8 protein-coding genes are annotated in these 19,689 nt (G+C 33.7%); 1 reads left to right on the top strand and 7 read right to left on the bottom strand.

Features of this window, described 5'->3' with window-relative positions; translation table 11 throughout:
- Positions 1-11: 11 nt before the first annotated feature.
- The 7 genes from Q0857_RS02565 to Q0857_RS02535 all read right to left on the bottom strand — a co-directional run bounded on the left by Q0857_RS02565 (position 12) and on the right by Q0857_RS02535 (position 19,098).
- The gene (locus Q0857_RS02565) at positions 12-2,543 is read right to left on the bottom strand and encodes a glycoside hydrolase family 9 protein (RefSeq protein ID WP_298531674.1); all 2,532 of its coding nucleotides are present in this window, start codon (positions 2,541-2,543) and stop codon (positions 12-14) included.
- 16 nt (positions 2,544-2,559) lie between these two features.
- On the bottom strand, positions 2,560-5,925 hold the full coding sequence (locus Q0857_RS02560; RefSeq protein WP_298531671.1) for a VCBS repeat-containing protein: 3,366 nt from the start codon (positions 5,923-5,925) through the stop codon (positions 2,560-2,562).
- A gap of 14 nt (positions 5,926-5,939) precedes the next feature.
- The gene (locus tag Q0857_RS02555) at positions 5,940-9,197 is read right to left on the bottom strand and encodes a VCBS repeat-containing protein (RefSeq protein ID WP_298531668.1); all 3,258 of its coding nucleotides are present in this window, start codon (positions 9,195-9,197) and stop codon (positions 5,940-5,942) included.
- A 168-nt stretch (positions 9,198-9,365) separates the two neighbouring features.
- Complete coding sequence (locus Q0857_RS02550; RefSeq protein ID WP_298531667.1) at positions 9,366-10,790, bottom strand: RagB/SusD family nutrient uptake outer membrane protein; 1,425 nt, start codon at positions 10,788-10,790, stop codon at positions 9,366-9,368.
- A 19-nt stretch (positions 10,791-10,809) separates the two neighbouring features.
- Positions 10,810-13,824, bottom strand: a complete 3,015-nt coding sequence (locus Q0857_RS02545) for a TonB-dependent receptor (RefSeq protein WP_298531665.1) — start codon at positions 13,822-13,824, stop codon at positions 10,810-10,812.
- Between the two features lie 432 nt (positions 13,825-14,256).
- Complete coding sequence (locus Q0857_RS02540) at positions 14,257-18,441, bottom strand: hybrid sensor histidine kinase/response regulator transcription factor (protein ID WP_298531662.1); 4,185 nt, start codon at positions 18,439-18,441, stop codon at positions 14,257-14,259.
- Between the two features lie 177 nt (positions 18,442-18,618).
- Positions 18,619-19,098: a hypothetical protein gene (locus Q0857_RS02535; RefSeq protein ID WP_298531658.1), complete on the bottom strand. Its 480-nt coding sequence runs from the start codon at positions 19,096-19,098 to the stop codon at positions 18,619-18,621.
- Positions 19,099-19,318: 220 nt separating this feature from the next.
- On the opposite strand from Q0857_RS02535, the gene Q0857_RS02530 reads away from it, so the two are divergent.
- On the top strand, positions 19,319-19,642 hold the full coding sequence (locus Q0857_RS02530; RefSeq protein WP_298531656.1) for a helix-turn-helix transcriptional regulator: 324 nt from the start codon (positions 19,319-19,321) through the stop codon (positions 19,640-19,642).
- Positions 19,643-19,689: the final 47 nt, after the last annotated feature.

Here is a 19,689-nt window from a genome sequence, read left to right as displayed (position 1 = left end):
ACTATGGAAAATTATTTGTTTAATAAGTAATCGGAGGCAATTATAAGAAACATATAATCCGTAGTTCCTCCCCCTAACACATATTCGGTTTGTTGCCATAAAAAAGGCCATTCTAATAGCTCGGGGAAATCAGGTCTAATTAAAGCCGTTCCAGATCCAATACCTCCTGGGATGAATGAACGTTCTCCTCTGGTGACTCCATAAGCTTGTGTTAGTGATCTAGCTCCCACACCCGAAGCAAACGAAGAGGTGTTTACACCTGGATGTACTCCTAAAATAAAGTTCATGGCATTCAACATATATGCTTTCGGAAAAATTTCTGGATAAGATGTATGCAAGAAATACTGCTGTACACCAAAATTTTGAATGCCCCAACCGGCTCCCCAAATATTAGGCTTATATGGTACGCCATAAGGGGTTTCTTTGCCTAATTGTTCAATGTCTTTTAGGTAGACCTGAACAGCCGCTTTGATGTTAGCATTAAATTCTTGATTTTCAATTAAAGACAACACAGGACCTATTAACCAGCCGAAATCAGAAATATTTTCTATGATATATTGCTCTTGGGATTCTAGAAAATTATGATACGTTTTCTCTTTTGTAGTTTTTAATAGCTCAATCGCCAATGCTATTTTTAATTTAGGATTATCACTTTCTGATTTGGTCCAAACAGTTTTAGCAATATTTAAGCACTGAATAGAAAGACTGTCATTGTACATTTTTAGGACTCTAGAGCTAGCAGCTAAGGCTGCAGCTGTATTATATGTCCTTCTTGGGTTATTTTCCGTAAACACCCAACGATCGTCAGGTGCTCCTAATTCGCCATTTTCAATAGACTCACTTTCAGGGCTAAATAGGAGGTTTTTCCCGTTGTTGTTTTTAAAATTAGAAAGATCTTCTTCATTATTAATATCCTTAGAATATATTAAATTATCGCTATGATTAACGGGGTCTCCAAGCAATACATATTGACGTTTAGTGGGCACAATAATTCCTCTATAGAAACGATTCATAGATTTATAACCGCCAATAATAGACAGCGCACCATGTTCAATTTGTTGTAAAACATCAGGTTTGCCATCTGGTTTATGAATCTCTACTACTTTGGAGATTTGGTCTATACTTGTATTATCATAATTAACATCAAACAATTCATAAATGTACGAGAGCCCTTGAATAGTTGATGCTTGAGATTCAATGCGCAAATCATAATCGCCTGCATCATGCCAACCGCCAATATTTAGCCATGGAACATGTTCCCCAGATTTATAGGTTGTTAAGGTGGTAGTGCCTTGTTCATACCCGTCAAAATGATTCGTGTTGGTAGGTGCCATTCTTGCATCATCCATATGGCAGAGGCCGTGCCAAACTTTATAGCGATCATTAACGCGCATGTGACACATTTGAACAGGTAAAAAATACTCTAAGGTGGGTTGCCAAATATGTCTATTAAAAATGGTTTTACTGATTTGAAAAGGGTTCGTTGTGAACGTCCTGTATTTTAGGACGTACATTCCAGATTCCTTAACGTCAGAGAAATTAAAATGGTAATAATTATATCTTAAGAATTTACCCCAGTTTTTTGGAGTCTCTGATTTGATTTCGTCTAGTCCGCCAGTATGGTTTACTTTATATAATTTGATGTTTTCAATACGAGTATCATTAAGGTCTGTTTCTACTACTGCTATTTTTTCTTGGGTAGTATGATATCCTACTTGAGATACCTGAACCACTGGGTTATAAATGAAGTTTTCTTCTGTGTTTGGGGTTACTAACCATTCTATAGCATTTTTTGTTGCACCTTCAGGAATTAATGAGCGTACAACGAACCATCCATTATTATGTTGGGCCCTTCCATCAATAAGTTCCAAAGTGTTATTTTGAAGGCTTTTAATAAGTAGCGTTCGGTTTTCGTTTTCTGGAATAATGGCTAATTCAGTGCCAGAAGCCATAGGTTTTATTTGGTACTGATTATCATTATCATAATAGCCAGGACCATTGGCTTGCCTATTAAATATCCCAAAATGGTTATCCATGTAATAAGATTTCCCAAAAAGTTCACCAGGGAATAATTCAATATTCAGACCTACTTTGCCAATCCATTCAGAAGGAAGAGGTTTATCTAGGTCAACAATAATCTTAAAAGAAGTACCTTCCGCCTTTACACTTAGCGTATATGAAAGTTCTAATTCAGGATATTTAATAGGATTAAACCCCGTTTTTTTACTAGCATCAGGGTACTGCATGGTTACACTAATGGTTTGCGCCTCTTTGTTTACCAAGCGTTCTCCAACTTTAGGTACAGACTGCCACTGTCCAGGCGTAGGTTCTAGTCTTAAATCTCCATTTGTAGCGATACGAATTCCGTTTTGAATAATACCAACACCTCCTTGATGACTTTCAGGATAAAAGTCATGAGCAAGCATAACATTAGCTCCCTGTTTTTCAAGATACTCTTGTTTATTAATTTTGAATATGTTCTTGTCTTGGGCTAAACAGGATAGATTAAAACAAATTAAAAGTCCTATTAATATTGGTTTCATAATGAAGAAAAAATATCTAATTAGTAGAAGTTTTAGCTGATTTAGGGTTTTCTATTAGCAAATGAATACTAGCATCGTTAACGCCTACCAAAACACCTTGTATTGCTTTTTCGGTTTCTAGCCCTAAACGAATTGCCTTAAGAGTCTTAACGTTCTTTGGTAAGAATACACCACTGGAACGCGTTGCAGAAGGTTTAAACTTGAAATGACCGTCGCCATTTAATAATAAACCAATCGACGCATCTGCCCTTGTCGTTTCAATTTCTACATTAAATTTATTGCCTCCCACAAGTATATCTTGAATACCATCTTTATTAAAATCTTTTATAACGGCATCCTGAATAGTTGAATATTGTGCTTGATAGGGTAAGGGCTGAATGGATAATTGTCCATTTTTGTTTTTAAGAAGTACGGATTGAAACAACTGCACTTCGTGTTTTTGTGATTTTTCATCTGAATCATCTAAAATAGTAGCGATATCTGCCTGTGCAAATTCGCTATAAGTTTTAAATTTTTCAGATAAACCTGGTAACTGTTGTGTTGAGCATTCTTTTCCTCGTATTGGAACAATTTTGTTTTTATAGGGTTTGGCTAAAAACACATCATTTGTACCGTTATTATCGTAATCTGAAACATAAACATAAAAAGGTTTTTTTGGTGAAGCCTTGAACTTGTAATTTTCGCCCAAGTTTCCAACAACAAAATCTAAATCACCATCTTGATCAATATCTTTGGAGATGATACAATTCCACCACCCACTAGAGTTTTTTAATGCGGGCATCTGCGCTTGATGAAAACCACCATTTTTATATTTAAAAACACTAATAGGCATCCACTCGCCAACAATTATTAATTCATTTTTATGGTCGTTATCCATATCTACCCATGTAGCATCGGTAATCATCCCAATATTTTGAATGCTAGGTGCTATTTGCGACGTGACATCCGTAAACAGGCCCTTGTCGTTATTTAAAATATAACTTCTTGGTGTTTTTAAATATTTTTTTGGAACCAACCTACCTCCTATAAATAAATCTAAATCACCATCATTATCGTAATCTAATGGTATGACACAACCACCACTAGTAAGGATTTTTGGTAGGTTACTTGATTTACTAAATTGTCCTTTTCCATTATTCAAATACAATCTGTCTTGCAACATTGCAGAACCTTCTCCAAACTCGTTACTACCACTTACCACATACAAATCTTGATAACCATCACTATTGGCATCAAAAAAAATAGATGCAGTATCTTCAAAACTTTTATCTGTTTTAAAACTTGGTTGAGTTAATTTGGAAAAGGTTTTATCTTTTTTCTGAAGAAATAGCTGTCCTTCAAAAGAGGCAGAACCACCTAAATAAAAATCTTCTAAGCCATCGTTGTTAACATCGGCAACGGCTATAGTTGGACCTTCCGTTGAAAGTTTGTGAGGCAACAATATTTGGTCCTTAAAATCATTAAACTCATTTTCTTGATGTATTGCGGATGCTCTTACAAATGCCTTGTCGGTGATATCAATCAATACAGGATCCTTAGGTTGCGCAGAGTCAAGCTGGTTTTTGTTATTTGAATTTTGGTAATCAATAACAAGCGTTTTATTAACGTCAACATTATATGAACTGCTAAGTTTCCCATCTGGCCAGCGAACTTTAATAGAATCTACCTTGTTTCTTTTCTTTAATCCGAAATGGGCTATTGGATCAACAGACGATAAGTAACCTCTAACATTTTTGAGTTCGTGGTATTGAATACTATCCTTATAATATAATGTGATTTTAGCTCCAAGACCTACGGTATTTTGTTTTGGACCATTGAGTTTGACTTTTAAATAATTATATCCTTCTTTTTCGCTGTTGTTTCTATAGATAAATGCGGGGTCGTTTATATTATTCACTACTAAATCTAAATCCCCATCATTATCTAAATCCCCAACAGCAGCGCCATTGGAAAAACTAACATCATTAAAACCCCAATCGTCAACTTTAGATGTAAATTTTAAATTTCCTTCGTTTTTATAGATATAATTTGAGATTTTATTTTCATTAAATAAATTAACGATATAGTTCAGGTTTTCTACTTTTGATTTTCTTTTCTTTTCATCAGATTTTAAGTAAGCCATAAACGTTGTTGTTGCATCTTTATCAAAAACATCTCTTCTAAACCCATTGGTAATAAATAGATCTCTGTGACCATCATTGTCAAAATCACTACCTAAACAAGACCAACTCCAATCTGTTTTTGCAACACCAGCTTGTTGGCTTATCTCACTAAAAAAACCATTGCCATTATTAATTTGAAGCATATTATGCATGTATTGATAGTGATTGCCATGGTCTAATATTCTATTAAAACCTTCTACATCCATACTCGCCATATTCATTTTAGCTCGTTCATGATCAGACGGTGTCATTTCTAGTTCTATAAGGTCTTCATACCCGTCATTATTAAAGTCTACAACATCAACGCCCATACCGTAAAAGGCTACATGGTTGGTCATTGATTTAATATCTTGAGTAAAGGTTTTATTACCATTATTTTTAAAGAAGTAATCACTCTCAAAATAATCGTTAGCTATATAAACATCTGAGAATCCATCATTATTTATGTCTGAAGTGACCAAGCCTAAGCCATATGAAAAGGTTTGGTCAATTCCCGATTCTAATCCAACTTCTTTATAAATGCCGTTATTGTTTTCGTATAATTTATGTCTGAAAAGCGGATGCTGGTCTTTTCTGCCTTTGGCAATACCATTGTGAGAAAGATTAAATTTCTGTGGACGATTAATGATGTACAAATCCAAATCGTTATCATTGTCAAAATCAAAAAATGAGGCCATCATTGAGAAGCCAATGTCTGCAATACCATACTTCGCTGCACTTTCGGTAAAAGTTGAATTGCCATTATTTATAAAAAGCAAATTAGCACGTTCGGTATTTGATCCTTTCCAACCACCACGACATACGTAAATATCAAGCAGCGTATCACCATTTATGTCGACCATAACCACTCCGTTATTCCAACCAAAGTGACCAGCTACTCCAGCTTTTTTTGTAATGTCTTCAAATTGAAAGTTGCCTTTGTTGAGGTAAAGTCTATTTTCTACCTGATTTCCGGTGAAATATATATCGGCTAGACCATCATTATTAATATCACCTATAGCCACACCTCCGCCGTTGTAAGCATAGTTATATACCACAAAAAAATTATTTAGGTTTTCACTTATGGTATTGTTGAATGTAATTCCTGTTTTTGACGCCTCCATTTTACTAAATAGAGTTTGCTTTTTTTCAACGATGGTTTCGGAGATTTCATCTTTACATGAATTCAGAAGTACAAGAAAAAGTGGAATAAGAAAGTATTTATCTTTTCTGATATTCATAATAGTTTTATCGCTTAATTTTTAACAGAAATAAATTTCACAAAATCATTGTTATTAGCAACTATAACTTTTTGTTTGTTTCCCACTTTTATAAGGGCCATGTCTTTAACATCTTTTGGGGCATAGAATCCACTTTCCTCAATAGACAAGGCTTTGAACGTACCGTTTCCTTGTCCAGACAAGTAAACTCCTGTGCCAGAATCGTTTCTTGGTGTTTCAATTTCAGAACCATATAAATTACCTGCAACTATGGCATCAAGATTACCATCACTATTAAAGTCTTGTACAATGATTTGATTTATACTCGATAGTTGCACCTCATTAGGTAGGGCATGTAAAATAAATTTATCACCTCTATTTTCAATGTATGATGTTGCAAAGGTATTTACTTGGTAATGTAATGCGTTTTCAAGCTCATCTTTACCATAAACATCGACTAGAGTTGCTTCAGCAAATTCATTATAAGATTTAAATTTATTTTTAATAGCTCCTATTTGCTGGGAAGAGCAGGAACGGCCTCTAACAGGGTATTTTTTACCTTCATTATAATAACTTAGCACAATATCTCCTTTGTTATTATTATCAAAATCATTGAAATAAATGTCAAATGTTTCATCATCTGAAGATTTGTACTTGTAATTTAATCCTAGGTTTCCTGCAATAAAATCAATATCTCCATCATTATCAAAATCGCCACTTGAAAGGCTAAACCACCATCCGGTTGAGTTATTTAAGCCTAGGTTTTGAGATATTTCTATAAACTCATTACCCGAATTATTTCGAAATACACGTATAGGCATCCATTCACCAGTGATTACTATATCATGCCAACCGTCACCGTCTATATCTTCAATTGAAGCTGATGTTGCCAAGCCCAAGTTTTCAAATTCAGGTAGTATATTGGCTGTTACATTCTTAAATTTAACTTTATTTTTTGTGCTGATATTTTCTAGAATATAAGATTTAGCAGGGGAAGGGTAATTTTGTGGAACTAAGCGGCCGCAAACGAGTAGGTCGTCATCTCCATCATTATCGAAATCAAAATTGTAAACTCGAGATCCACTCGATGTTATTTCCGGCAGTGCATTGTGAGAAATAGATAGAACGCCATTGCCGTTATTAACATATAAACGGTCTTGTAGCAGTTCAGAATGAGGGTCAAATTCGTTACCACCACTTACCATGTATAAATCCATATTGCCATCATCATTTGCATCAAAAATTAGAGACCCCATATCTTCTTGTAGTTGATTTTCTGAAAAATCAAATTCCTCCTTATCAAAAGAGCCATTTTTGTTTTGATAGAATAATCCACTCATTTGCTTAGAAGCTCCACTTATTATAAAGTCTTCGAGCTGGTCGTTATTGAGATCTCCTACTGAAACATAAGGGCCAAAAGTTGATGTTTTATGAGGTAGTAGTATTTCTTTAGTAAAATCATCATAATCATTTTCTTTGTGTTTATATAAGGAATCTAGGTTGCTAATTTTTGAATCAAAATACTTTGATTTCGGACTGCTTCTTTTTGTTTTTGGAAGATTTATAGCTTCTGAGTATTCAATAACTAGAGTCTGGTTTGGCTTAACCTTATTAATAATTTGAGATTTCCCATCAGGCCATTCAACCAGTAATGTATCTATTACTTTATTATTTCCTAAGCCAAAATGTAAAATTGGAGCAACGGCCGATAAATACCCACGTTCTATAGTTAATTCTTGAAATTGTTTTATCTCTTTTGAAATTACAGTACATTTAACACCTATACCTCTGGGGTTTAAGGTTGGACCAGTGAACTTTAAAGCTATCGAATTTTTGTTTTCAATATTATTGTTTTTAAAAATAACAGCTTTATCATCAATATTATTTAAAATAATTTCTAAGTCACCATCATTATCTAAATCAGCATATGTAGCCCCATTTGTAAACCCTTCAAAAATTAACCCCCATTGTTTATTTATTTTTTCAAAAGTCAAATCTTTTGAGTTTTTGTACACAAAGTTATCCGTTTTCTCAGAAGGGATGCTTAGCGATTTTTTAAGAGCATTGTTTGGAGTGGGCTTTTTAGCAAAAGCAGATCTTTCTTCTTTAATTTTATTAAAAAAATCAGTATTATTAATTTCTCTTCTTGTTCCGTTTGAGACATAAACATCTTTCCAACCGTCGTTATCTAAATCAGCAAATAGTGGGCCCCAGCTCCAATCTGTAGAAGAGATATTTGCAATTCTAGAAATATTGTTAAAAATAGGATTGCCATCTGGTGTTTGTATTCCTGTATTTAGCTGAAGACAGTTATGCATGTATTGATAATATAGCCCCGAGTTATAAGTATCCCAAAATACTTGAGGATTCATACTAGCCATATTAGCCTTGGAACGTTTATTTGTTGAAGCATCCATGTCCACTTGGAAAATATCAAGATGCCCATCGTTATTAAAATCGGCGATATCTGCCCCCATCCCATAGAGAGCCGTGTGCTTTGTAGATTGTTCAAGCGTATTCCTAAAAGTACCATTTCCATTGTTTATATAGCAGAAATCTGAACTAGCAAAATCGTTACTTACATAAATGTCTTTGAGCCCATCATTGTTTAGGTCACTTATGGTTGCGCTTAGAGAAAGACTATACGACAAAACTCCGGCTGCTTTTGTAACATCTTTAAATGTTCCATCTCCGTTATTTGCATATAGGTGATTAGAATGAATAGATGAAGCATGCTGGATGTGTTTTTTAAATATATCGGGTGTGGTACTGAAAGGAGTAATGGGGTAGTTTGCTACATATAGGTCTAAATCACCGTCATTATCATAATCGAAAAAAGTGCTTTGAGTACTGTGGCCTTTATCTGCAATGCCATATGCTTGAGCTTCTTCTTTAAAAGAAATATTACCATTAGCATCTTTTCCTTGATTAACTAAAAGTTTATTAGGGCAGGAGGTTGTTTTTCCTGAAACACTTAAATACAAGTCTAACCATCCATCATTATTTATATCAACAGTTGTAACACCTAAGTACCAGGAGTTATCCATTTCAATATTGGCTGATTTACTAACATCTTCAAAAACTAAATGACCTTTATTTAAATAGAGTTTATTGGAAACCATATTTCCTGTAAAATAGAGGTCTTGTAAGTTATCATTATTAAAATCACCAACGGCAACACCTCCTCCCATGTATATATATGGGTAGTTAAAATAATTAAGGCTGTCTGATTCAGTAAGTTGGTTATTAAAATAAATATTAGATTTATTGGATGCAACCAATGAAAATTGCATATTATGATTATTACTTTTAGAGCAAGAAGTGAAAATCAATATCAATATTAAGAAGGTGTATTTATTCATTAATGTGTTTTATTTTTAAACTCAGAAAACTTGCACAACCAAAGTTATACAAGTTTTCTTTCTACTCTCTAAACAAATTAAACTAAATCAAAATAAAACTTATAAGTTGGTATTTGCTTGCAATTCCACATTAGGAATTGGCATCAAATAACTATCGTTATCAAATCTTTTTAAATCTAACCATCTTGATTGTTCACCAGCAAGCTCCACCCAACGTTCGTGCTTTATGGCATCGAGTATGGCTTGAGTTCCAGAAACATTTATGGCAGGTAATGAGACTGAAGGTCTTGTACGAACTTCATTTATAAATCCTAAGGCCACTGATTCTGAACCTCCTGAACGAATTTCGGCTTCAGCTTTCATAAGTAATACATCTGCATAACGTAATACTCTAGCGTTAATTCCACTATCAGTGGTTTCAGAAGCTCTATTATCTAGGTTTTGGTATTTCCGCCATGCTGGATTGTCATCAGGACCTATTCCTCCGGACTCAAATGTGCTTTCTCCATTATTGTAGGTGTTAGTCATGGTTCCATTATAACTATCGTCAATGGAATAGAAATTTGCTGCAAAACGTGTATCGCCGTCTTCATATTCATTTAATAAATCTTCACTAGGCTTTACGTTATACCAACCAGAATATTCTTGGGCTCTAAAAGTAGTTTCAGAATTTCCTCTACCATCTTGGTTCCAAGAATCTCCAGGTCCAGTAGACTCATCATAATTTACTTCAAAAATACTTTCATCGTTATGCTCATTGGCATCTGTAAAATTATCTCTATAATCATCCATAAGAGTATATCCGCTTACATTAGCCAATGCTGCTTTAGCACCGGCAGCATCTCCATTTTGCAATAGTACTTTACCTAACAAAGCATTTGCAGCACCAGATGTTGCTCTTCCCGTTTCCTGAGTGCCTTTAGGTAAAAGGTTTGAAGCTGCAAACTGGAGATCAGAAATAATAGCTGAATAAATATCGGCTACGGTCGATTTTGGTCTTCCTCCTGGAACCGTTTCTAAATCTAAAACTAACGGTGCCTCACCATATTTGGTTACAATATTAAAATAGTAGAGTCCTCGTAAAAAGCGTGCTTCTCCTAATCTTGATTGTGCCTCAGCGGAGGGGATATCTGGGTTAAATTTATCTTCATTGGCTATTAGAAAGTTGGCACGTCCAATACCCTGATAATTATGTTGCCAAAATTGATTGTTGCCATTATTAGCTTCATCAACATCTCTATTTATCATTTGAACTTTATCAGCCTCCAGGTTTCCGGCAGCATAGTTTTCTCCTCCTACATTATCATTAATGTAAAACTGATATCTACCATAGTTTCCAACATCTTGTAGATATGCATAAACTGCATTTGTAGCTGCCGTTAATTGGGTGCTAGTCTGAAAAAATGTATCAGGTTGTAATTGATTAGGATCCGATTTTTCCAAGTCAGATTCATTACAAGATGCTATGATACCAAAAGCAAATGCAACAAAAGCTAACATAAATGTGATTTTAAATTTCTTCATTTCTTTTCTTGTTTTTTTATTAAAATGCTAATTGTAATCCAGCAATTATAGATCTAGGTTGTGGGTAATTTCCTCGGTCAATACCAATACCAGCTGCATTAGATAATTGGCCATCCGTAATTGTACTTCCGCCAATCTCAGGATCGTATCCTGAATAATCTGTAATAGTAAGAAGATTTTGGCCTGATAAATACACCCGAAACTTTGATAATGAGCCTTTGGCTATTTTATTTAGAACTTGGTCACTTAAACTATAACCAATGGTTAAGTTTCTTAGTTTAGAGTATGCTCCATTTTCAATAAAACGATCTGATCTATTTACATTATCTGAATGATCTGCTGTAAACCTAGGTACAGATGTATTGTTGTTTTGAGGTGTCCATCTATTAAGGACTGCAGTTCCTGAATTGAATAATCTAGTCATACCCTCAAGGTCGTAAGTCGTGGTGTTATAAATATCATTTCCACTAACTCCTGTAAAGAATAGGGAGAAATCAAATTGTTTGTAATTTGCAGAAAGGTTAAGACCATAAGTAAAATTAGGAAGCGGATCTCCAATTTTAACATTGTCTTTGCTGTCAATTACACCATCTGGGAAATTATCTACAAAACGAATATCTCCAGGTCCAGCGTTTGGTTGAGCGCTAGTGTCATCACCTTCTTGAAATAATCCGTCTGTTTGCAAACCGTAGAAATAAAACAATGATTCACCTTTAGTAATTCTTTGCAGATTCTCACCTTCAAACGTTGAACTTTCAATAAATTCTAGACTTTCACCTAAATCAGTCACTTTATTTTTTGCCGTTCCTAAGTTCATACTTGCAGACCATGAGAAATCACCACCGTTATTGTGATTATAACCAATACTGGCTTCAAAACCGTTAGTTTCAGCAGTAGCTCCATTTCTCTGAGTAAATCCAGCTCCAAGGCCATCTGATGCCACATTTGGTATTGGAACAATAATGTCCTTACTTTCAATATTGTAATACTCTAATGATAATGTTAGTGCATTGTTCATAAAGCCTAAATCAAGTCCAATGTTAGATTGTGTAGACTCCTCCCATTTTAAATCGGGATTTGCAGCACCGAAATTTGACCATCCGTCATTATAGCCAAATCCTACATAATTATACCCTGAAACTAATCCTGATGAATATACATAATCATTTGATCCATCATTACCCGTTACACCCCAAGATGCTCTCAATTTCATATTGCTAATACTGTTAGAATCTTTTAAGAAATCTTCCTCAGATAATACCCAACCAGCAGAAACTGAAGGGAATGTTCCCCATCTATTATTAGAACCGAATCTTGATGAACCATCACGTCTTAAGGAAGCGGTTAAGATATACTTGCCTTTATAGTCATAATTTGCTCTTCCTATATAAGACACCAACGCATATTCAAACAATGCATTGTTAACTTGCCCCGCTCCTTGTACAATTGGAATAGCATCAGTAATAGGGTTTGAGTTTTGAGCAGACGTATTTCTTGCAGAACTATTAAACTCTTCCGCAACAAATAATAAGTTTAGATTATGGTTTTCATTAAACGTTTTTGAGTAGTTTAAAGATCCTGTAAAGTTGTTAGAACTGAAGGTGTTTGTGCCTTGTTGTATAAAAGCAGCTGGTCTATTATTTATACCTTCATTATAAGATGGTCTGAAAATATTATTCTCTGTAGTGGCTCTGTCAAAACCATACTGTACTTTGAATGTTAACCCTTCAATAATATCATAGGATGCATAGATTGAACCTAAAATCTTAGTTTGGTCCGTTTCATTTGTGTGTAGCTGTTGAATCCTAACTGGATTTTCGGCATCAGAACCATTATCAAGTGTGGTATCTGTACCGCCATAGCCTCCTGGTTGGTTGTTAACATTATAAACAGGAGTATATGGTAATGATTTCATCATATGCTCCATTAAACTTCTGCCTCCACTATTTTCTTCATTTTGGCGATAAGAGTCGGCAACAGATAATGTTTGACCAATTTTAAATCGGTCACCTAATTTGAACTCACTGTTTGCTCTTAAAGATGCTCTTTTAAAGCCTGTTGAAATAATAATTCCTTCTTGATCTAGGTATCCAGCAGAAATTGCAAAATTAGCATGATCACTACCTCCTGAAGCACCAACATTAATATTTTTCATGGTAGCAGATCTAAACACTGCATCTTGCCAATCGGTATTTACTTGTGTTGATTCTGGATCTGCGGAATATCTATTTGGTTGCCCAAAAGTCTCGCTAGTGAATTGAGCAAACTGATTGGTGTCTAATAAATCTAAGGTTTTAGGAGTTGACTGAGATGCGATATAAGTGTCTAAAGTTACTCGAGTTTTACCTGCTTTACCTTTTTTAGTAGTAATCATAACAACCCCGTTTGATGCTCGCGAACCGTATATTGCTGCTGTAGATGCATCTTTTAAAACATCCATCGTTTCAATATCATTCGGGTTTATTTCATTTAGCCCTCCAGATATAACACCATCAATAACATATAACGGTTGACTATTTCCAAACGTTTGTAATCCACGAATTTGAACTTGCGGATTTGTTCCTGGAGATCCTGCATTTGTTACAGTAACCCCTGCGGCATTTCCTTGCAAGGCTTGATCAGCTGAGACTACGGGAGTTCTTACTATGGCATCTGAATCAACAGATGAAATAGCACCAGTTACTTTGCGTCTTGTGGTTGTTCCATAACCTACAATAACGACTTCATCTAAGGCCTCTAGAGATTCCTTTAATGAAACGTTGATTGTTGTTTGACCACCAACTGTGATTGTTTGGGAAGACATCCCAACATAAGAGAATATTAGTTGGTCATCTTCACCAATATTTTCAAGTGTATAGTTACCATCAAAGTCTGTGCTCGATCCATTCTGCGATCCTGAAACAATGACGCTAACACCAGGTATAGGCACACCAGACTCATCGCTTACTACCCCTGATACAGTTTTAGTTTGCGAAAAACCGATTTGTGTAAAAATCATTGCCAACGTAATGATCGTTAGTTTTAGTTTTGTCATATTAAATAGTTTAAGTTAGTAAATAGTTTAGTTTTTTCATTAAATATGTTATGCTATTAAAAAATAAAAATCACTAAGAAAACGAAAAGACCTACAATTGCTGCTATTAAAATTACTTCACCAATTTGACTCCATTTGCTTCTTTGTTTTTTCATATGTCAATGTTAAATATTTATTAAATAGAGTTTTGGGAATTATTAAGCGATTAATAAAAGGTATGATGCAAAAAGTGCTTAATACATATGATTTACAACATTTGTAATAAGCGGTGCTACAAAATTATCATTCATATAGAATTTATAATCAATTAGTTATGATATTATGGATGAAATTTATGTGTAATTATGTTGCGAATATAACTTTGGAATAATAAAAGTGTTATTTGTTTGGAAGGCGTGCCCTTGATAAAGGAATCAGTATCCAAACGAATTGTTATACTTCTTTGATTGCGACCTCGGTTGGTAACATACCAAAACTACTTTTAAAGCATTTCGTGAAATATGATGGTGAAGAGAACCCAACTAAATAACAAACCTCACTAATATTTGAATTGCCATACTCTATTATTTGTTTAGCTTTTTGTAATCTAATATTTCGTAGAAACTCATTTGCCGTTTGGTTTGTTAAAGCTTTAATTTTTCTATAGAATTGACTTCTACTAAGGTGCAGTTGAGATGCTAGAAGTTCAACACTTAAATCGGGATTACCAATATTTTCATTTATATAATTCAGAACCTTATCGATAAACTCCTTATCTAAAGAACTGGTATTAACATTTGCTGGAACATCTGAAATGACACTGAAGTATTTATTGAAAATAAGTTGTCTACTTGTAATTAGCTGTGCTAACCTTAATTTAAGTAAACGCATATCAAAAGGCTTAACCATATATGCATCAGCGCCAAATTGAATACTTTCAATACGGTCATCTATTCTTGCTTTGGCAGTCAACATTAATAATGGGATATGACTTGTTCGCAAATCTTTTTTTATGTTTTGACAAAACGCTAGACCATTCATTTCGGGCATTATAACATCAGTAAGAATAATATTAGGAAGGTGTTCTTGCGCCATTTGCAAACCCTCTTTGCCGTTATTGGCTACTATAACTTTATAAATTTGTTTAAGCTCAGTTTTTAAATAATTTCTTAGTTCTACATTGTCTTCTACGATAAGCAAGGTCTGATTGCCTGCGACTTCAGTTTTTTCTAAATTTTCAGGGGTTTTAGTTTTATTGCTTGATGAGGTGTTAGTTCTTTCAAATTGATCTTTTTGAGAGGTTATTTGTGCTTTTTCCATGGATATCTCTTCTTCACTTAAGTGTGAGTTACCTGCCGGAAAAATAACTTTAAAAGTTGTCCCTTCGCCCTTAACACTTTCAACTTCAATTTTTCCTTTATGTAATTGAACAAAATTCTGAACCACCTCAAGGCCAATACCTGTGCTACCATAATAGGTTTTATTCATTTGTTCAACCTGATAAAACCTTTCAAATATTTTACTTAATTGATCTTTGTCTAAGCCTGGACCCGTATCAGAAATATCTATTTCTACGGTTTTAACAGGAGTAGTTTTATGTACTAATGGTAAAAGAATAGGGGAGTCATTATAATGTGTACTAATATTAATTAGCCCTCCATCTGGTGTTATTTTAATTGCATTTGAAAGTAAATTGAATATTATCTTTTCAAGCATACTTTCATCGGCCCAAACTGTTAAATCTTTTATGTCGGCGTCCAAACTAAGCTGAATGTTTCTATTTAAGGCTTCTTCCTTAAAATGACTTAATATGTCATTTGAAAAATTCATGAGATTTAGTTCTTTAGCGCGAATATTCATTTTACTTAATTCGAGCTTTCTAAAATCTAAAAGTTCGTTGATGAGTCTATAAAGTCTATCTGTATTTTTATAAATAACATTGTGCTTTTCCTTAACACGTTCGGGTAAATTGAGGTTTTGATCTTTTAGAATGTCTTTAAGTGGACTGAGAATTAAGGTTAAAGGTGTTCTAAATTCATGAGAGATATTAGTAAAGAATTGAAACTTCTTTTCATTCAATTCTTTTTCTTGTTTACGTATTATACGTTCATTCTGTATAGTCTGTTTTTCTTTTAGTCTGCTTTGAGTCATCTTATTTAATAAGAAAACGCCCAAGAGAATCAATATAATGTACGAATAGATAGCTAATGTTGTTTTCCACCAGGGAGGTAGAACGGTTAGTTTTAAATTCAAAGGTGTTTCATTCCAAATACCGTCGTTATTAGATGCCTTTAATTTAAAAACATAGTCACCTGGATCTAAGTTTGTATATGTGGCAGATCTGTTTTTACCCACATAATTCCAATCGGTCTCATAACCTTCTAAATAATAAGCATACTCATTTTCTTCTGGCCTTGTATAATTAATGCCTGCGTATTCAATGGTGAAAACCGATTGACTACTATTTAAGGAAATACTATCTGTTTCGGATATAACCTTTTGTATAGGAGAATCTTTTAATCCGGGGACAACATCTTTATTAGCCAGTTTAAAACCTGATAGATATAAGGAGGGTAAGTTTTTGTTGATTTCAATTTTGTCCGGATTGAAATAATCTACACCTTGAAAATTACCAAAATACAGATTACCAGAATCGTCTCTAAATGCTGAATTTATATTATAGTCATTTGAAAGAAGCCCGTCATGCGTGGTATAATTAGTAAAACTTGAGTTTTTAAGATTGAACTTAGTAATACCAGAATTTCCGGCTAACCAAATACTTTTATCTAGGCTTTCTACAATGGCGCATACATTATCTTCAATTAACCCATTTGTATTGTTATACCAAGTAAAGGCGTTTTTGGAAATATCGTATTGGCATAAACCAGCACCTCTAGTTCCTATCCAAAGTGTTTGGTCGTCTGATAGATGAAGTGACAATATATGATTGGCACTTGTATGATTATTATAAGCCTGAGACATTCTTGAGCGATGCGAAACAACCGTAATTTCTCCATTATTAGGGTTTCTATTAACCTTAAATAAGCCTCTAACTGTTCCTAGCCATAGGTCGTCTTCAGAATCGACTAAGACTTTTCCAACATTAGTGTTGGACAAATTATTTTCGGTAAATGCTTTAGAATTATAATATTTGAATTCATTGGTTTTTGGGTTGAAAGAATGCAGGCCTTTATAGTATGTGCCTAACCAAATTATCCCCTTAGAGTCTTCAGCGATGCTCATAATTGTATTGGACTGCAATTGTCCATTAGAATTTTCAATATTAAAATTCACAAAAGTTCTAGTTCCTTTTTTCAAATAAAAAAGACCTTGATCCCAACTTCCTACCCATATATTTTCATTGCTATCAACAAATATATTTTCAATATAGTCGCTTGTTAACCCCTTGTAAGTTTGATTATTAAGTTTGTTAATATGCGTGAATTCGTTTGTATTTATATCAAAAATATCAATACCACCACCGTCCATACAGATCCATAAGTTGTCTGCCTTATCTTTTGTAATAGAAGTAACTGAAGGTATTTGGAGCGAATTTGGAGTGTTTTTTATACTTTCAACATGATGAAACTTATCGTATAATTTATCAAAAAACGACACGCCTTTGTTGTAGTACCCCATCCAAATACGTTCGTTTTTGTCTAAAAAAAGTGACCATATAGAATTAGATAATAAGCTTTCATTGTCTGATTTGTTCGTTTTGTAATTTCTTAAAACTCTTTCATTGCTTCCGATGTGAAATAGACCATCATTTTCTGTTCCGCACATTATGGTATTATCAGATAACTGAATGATTGAAAAAATCATATTATCTGTTATCCCAATTTGTGAAATTATATAATTGTTTTCTGGTTTATTCGACGTTTGACTAACATGAATTAACCCATCAGATACTGTACCTATCCAAAGGTCGTTGTCTTCACCAAAAAGAAGAGACTGTATAGCTTTACCAGTTAATAATTCTTCGTTGCTCGCATTAAATTCGGCAGGTATAAGAGTATCTCCCATCAAGTTTAATACACCAAGTCCTAAGTCTGTTCCGACGTATAGTTTGTCATTTTTATCAAAAGCTAAAGTATTGATATTTAATGAGTTTGTAAAGCTAAAACCCTTTATGGCTATGGATTCTATTTTAAAGGTATTAAGGTTAAGTCTAAAGAAACCGTGCTCATATGTTCCTATGTAAAGATTCCCTTTTTGGTCTCCAGCCAAACTTCTAATAGAGCTGTTTGTTCTATCGTTATTGGCATTTGAAATAGGGATTCTCTTAAACTGATTTTTTTCTTTATCGTATAAGTTTAAACCTTCTTCTGTGCCAAACCAAAGTCGTTTTTTGTGATCTAAGAATGAAGAATAAACTAAACTGCTGCTAATTGAAGTCGAATCGTTTAAAATATGTTTATAGGAATCGTAATCTATTCCATTAAACCTGTAAAGTCCAGAACCATTAGTCCCAAGCCATATAAATCCCGCATCATCTTGCGTTATTGTAAATACGCCCACTTTAGAAATACCTTCTTTTATGCTAACAAATTTATAGTTTTCAACTAACTGTTGCGACCATAGATGAATGGTTGAGACGATCGAAACAATAATACAATATATTAGTTTTTTAGCCATTGAATAGTGTCTTCCTGTTTTGAATGTCGGAATTTAGGAAGGTACAAGATAAAAATACTTTATCATTCTAAATAGTGTTATTTCATATGGAGCAAATACTATGACAAATGATGCATTTCGTTGCAGCATAGTTCAAGTAGAGGCTTAATGCAATTATACATGTTGCTGGGGGTGTTTTTAATATTTAAAATTACTTTTCCATGTTTTCTCTTTAAAAAATATAAAAAATGAGCCAAATATAAATACAGCAACTGAAGTTATCCCTACCATACTATATGAGGGTTTTTCCGGTATTCTTAAAGTTAATTCGGAAATAAATCCTGCATAAAGCCCTAGTACAGAATAATACATAAACCATACATGAAAAATTTTATATTTACTATTAATGGTTTTCAAGAAAAGTGGTGAAATTCCAAGAAACAAAGTCAAAAGTCCGACAATTGCTAAGGTGTGAAAAACTCCGAAATTACCTGTAATATTATAAACTCCCAATGCCGAACCACACGCCAAAATCATTGATAAGACATATAAATATCCAATCTGTTTATGTAATTGTGTTCCTTTTGGTTTAAATAAAACGTATGTGCCTGAAAGCATTGAAATCAATGCTGTTATAAAATGGAACCAACCAAGTGGTGTGTTGACATAGTCATGCATTATCAATAGATATTAATTCAATATAAAATTCGGGTTACAATTTTATTTTTGAAAGATTTAGTTACTGAATTGTTCTTTTTAAGGGACGAGTTGGTCAAATTGCTACCAACTATAAAAGGAAATCAATTGATTTATAGGCGTTTTTAACTTCTATTTTTTAATTATTTTTTTGATAGTTAATTTTATTATCGTAATATTGCAATATATAATTATAATAAGCATGGGGATTACTAAGTCACAAATATTCAACGAAAGACAAAATGATTTAGCACAGTTTTTTAAAGTGCTTGGTCATCCTGCCCGAGTTGCCATTTTACAACATATAAGTAAGCAAAACTCGTGTATTTGTAATGATTTAGTTGAAGAAATTGGATTAGCTCAGGCTACTATTTCTCAGCATTTAAAGGAACTTAAAAGTGTTGGGTTACTTAAAGGTGAAATAGAAGGAAAAAGCATGTGTTATTGTATTAATATAGAACGCTGGACTGAAGTTCAAAGCGAATTAAATACATTTTTTAATAATACAAAATCAAATTGCTGCTAGATCTAATAAAACATTTAGAAGCATTATTTAAATTAATAAATCTTGAA

The organism is uncultured Algibacter sp. (assembly GCF_947495925.1).
Lineage (GTDB): Bacteria > Bacteroidota > Bacteroidia > Flavobacteriales > Flavobacteriaceae > Algibacter_E.
Note: the sequence above shows the minus strand (reverse complement) of the source record. Positions and strands in the feature narration are given on the sequence as shown.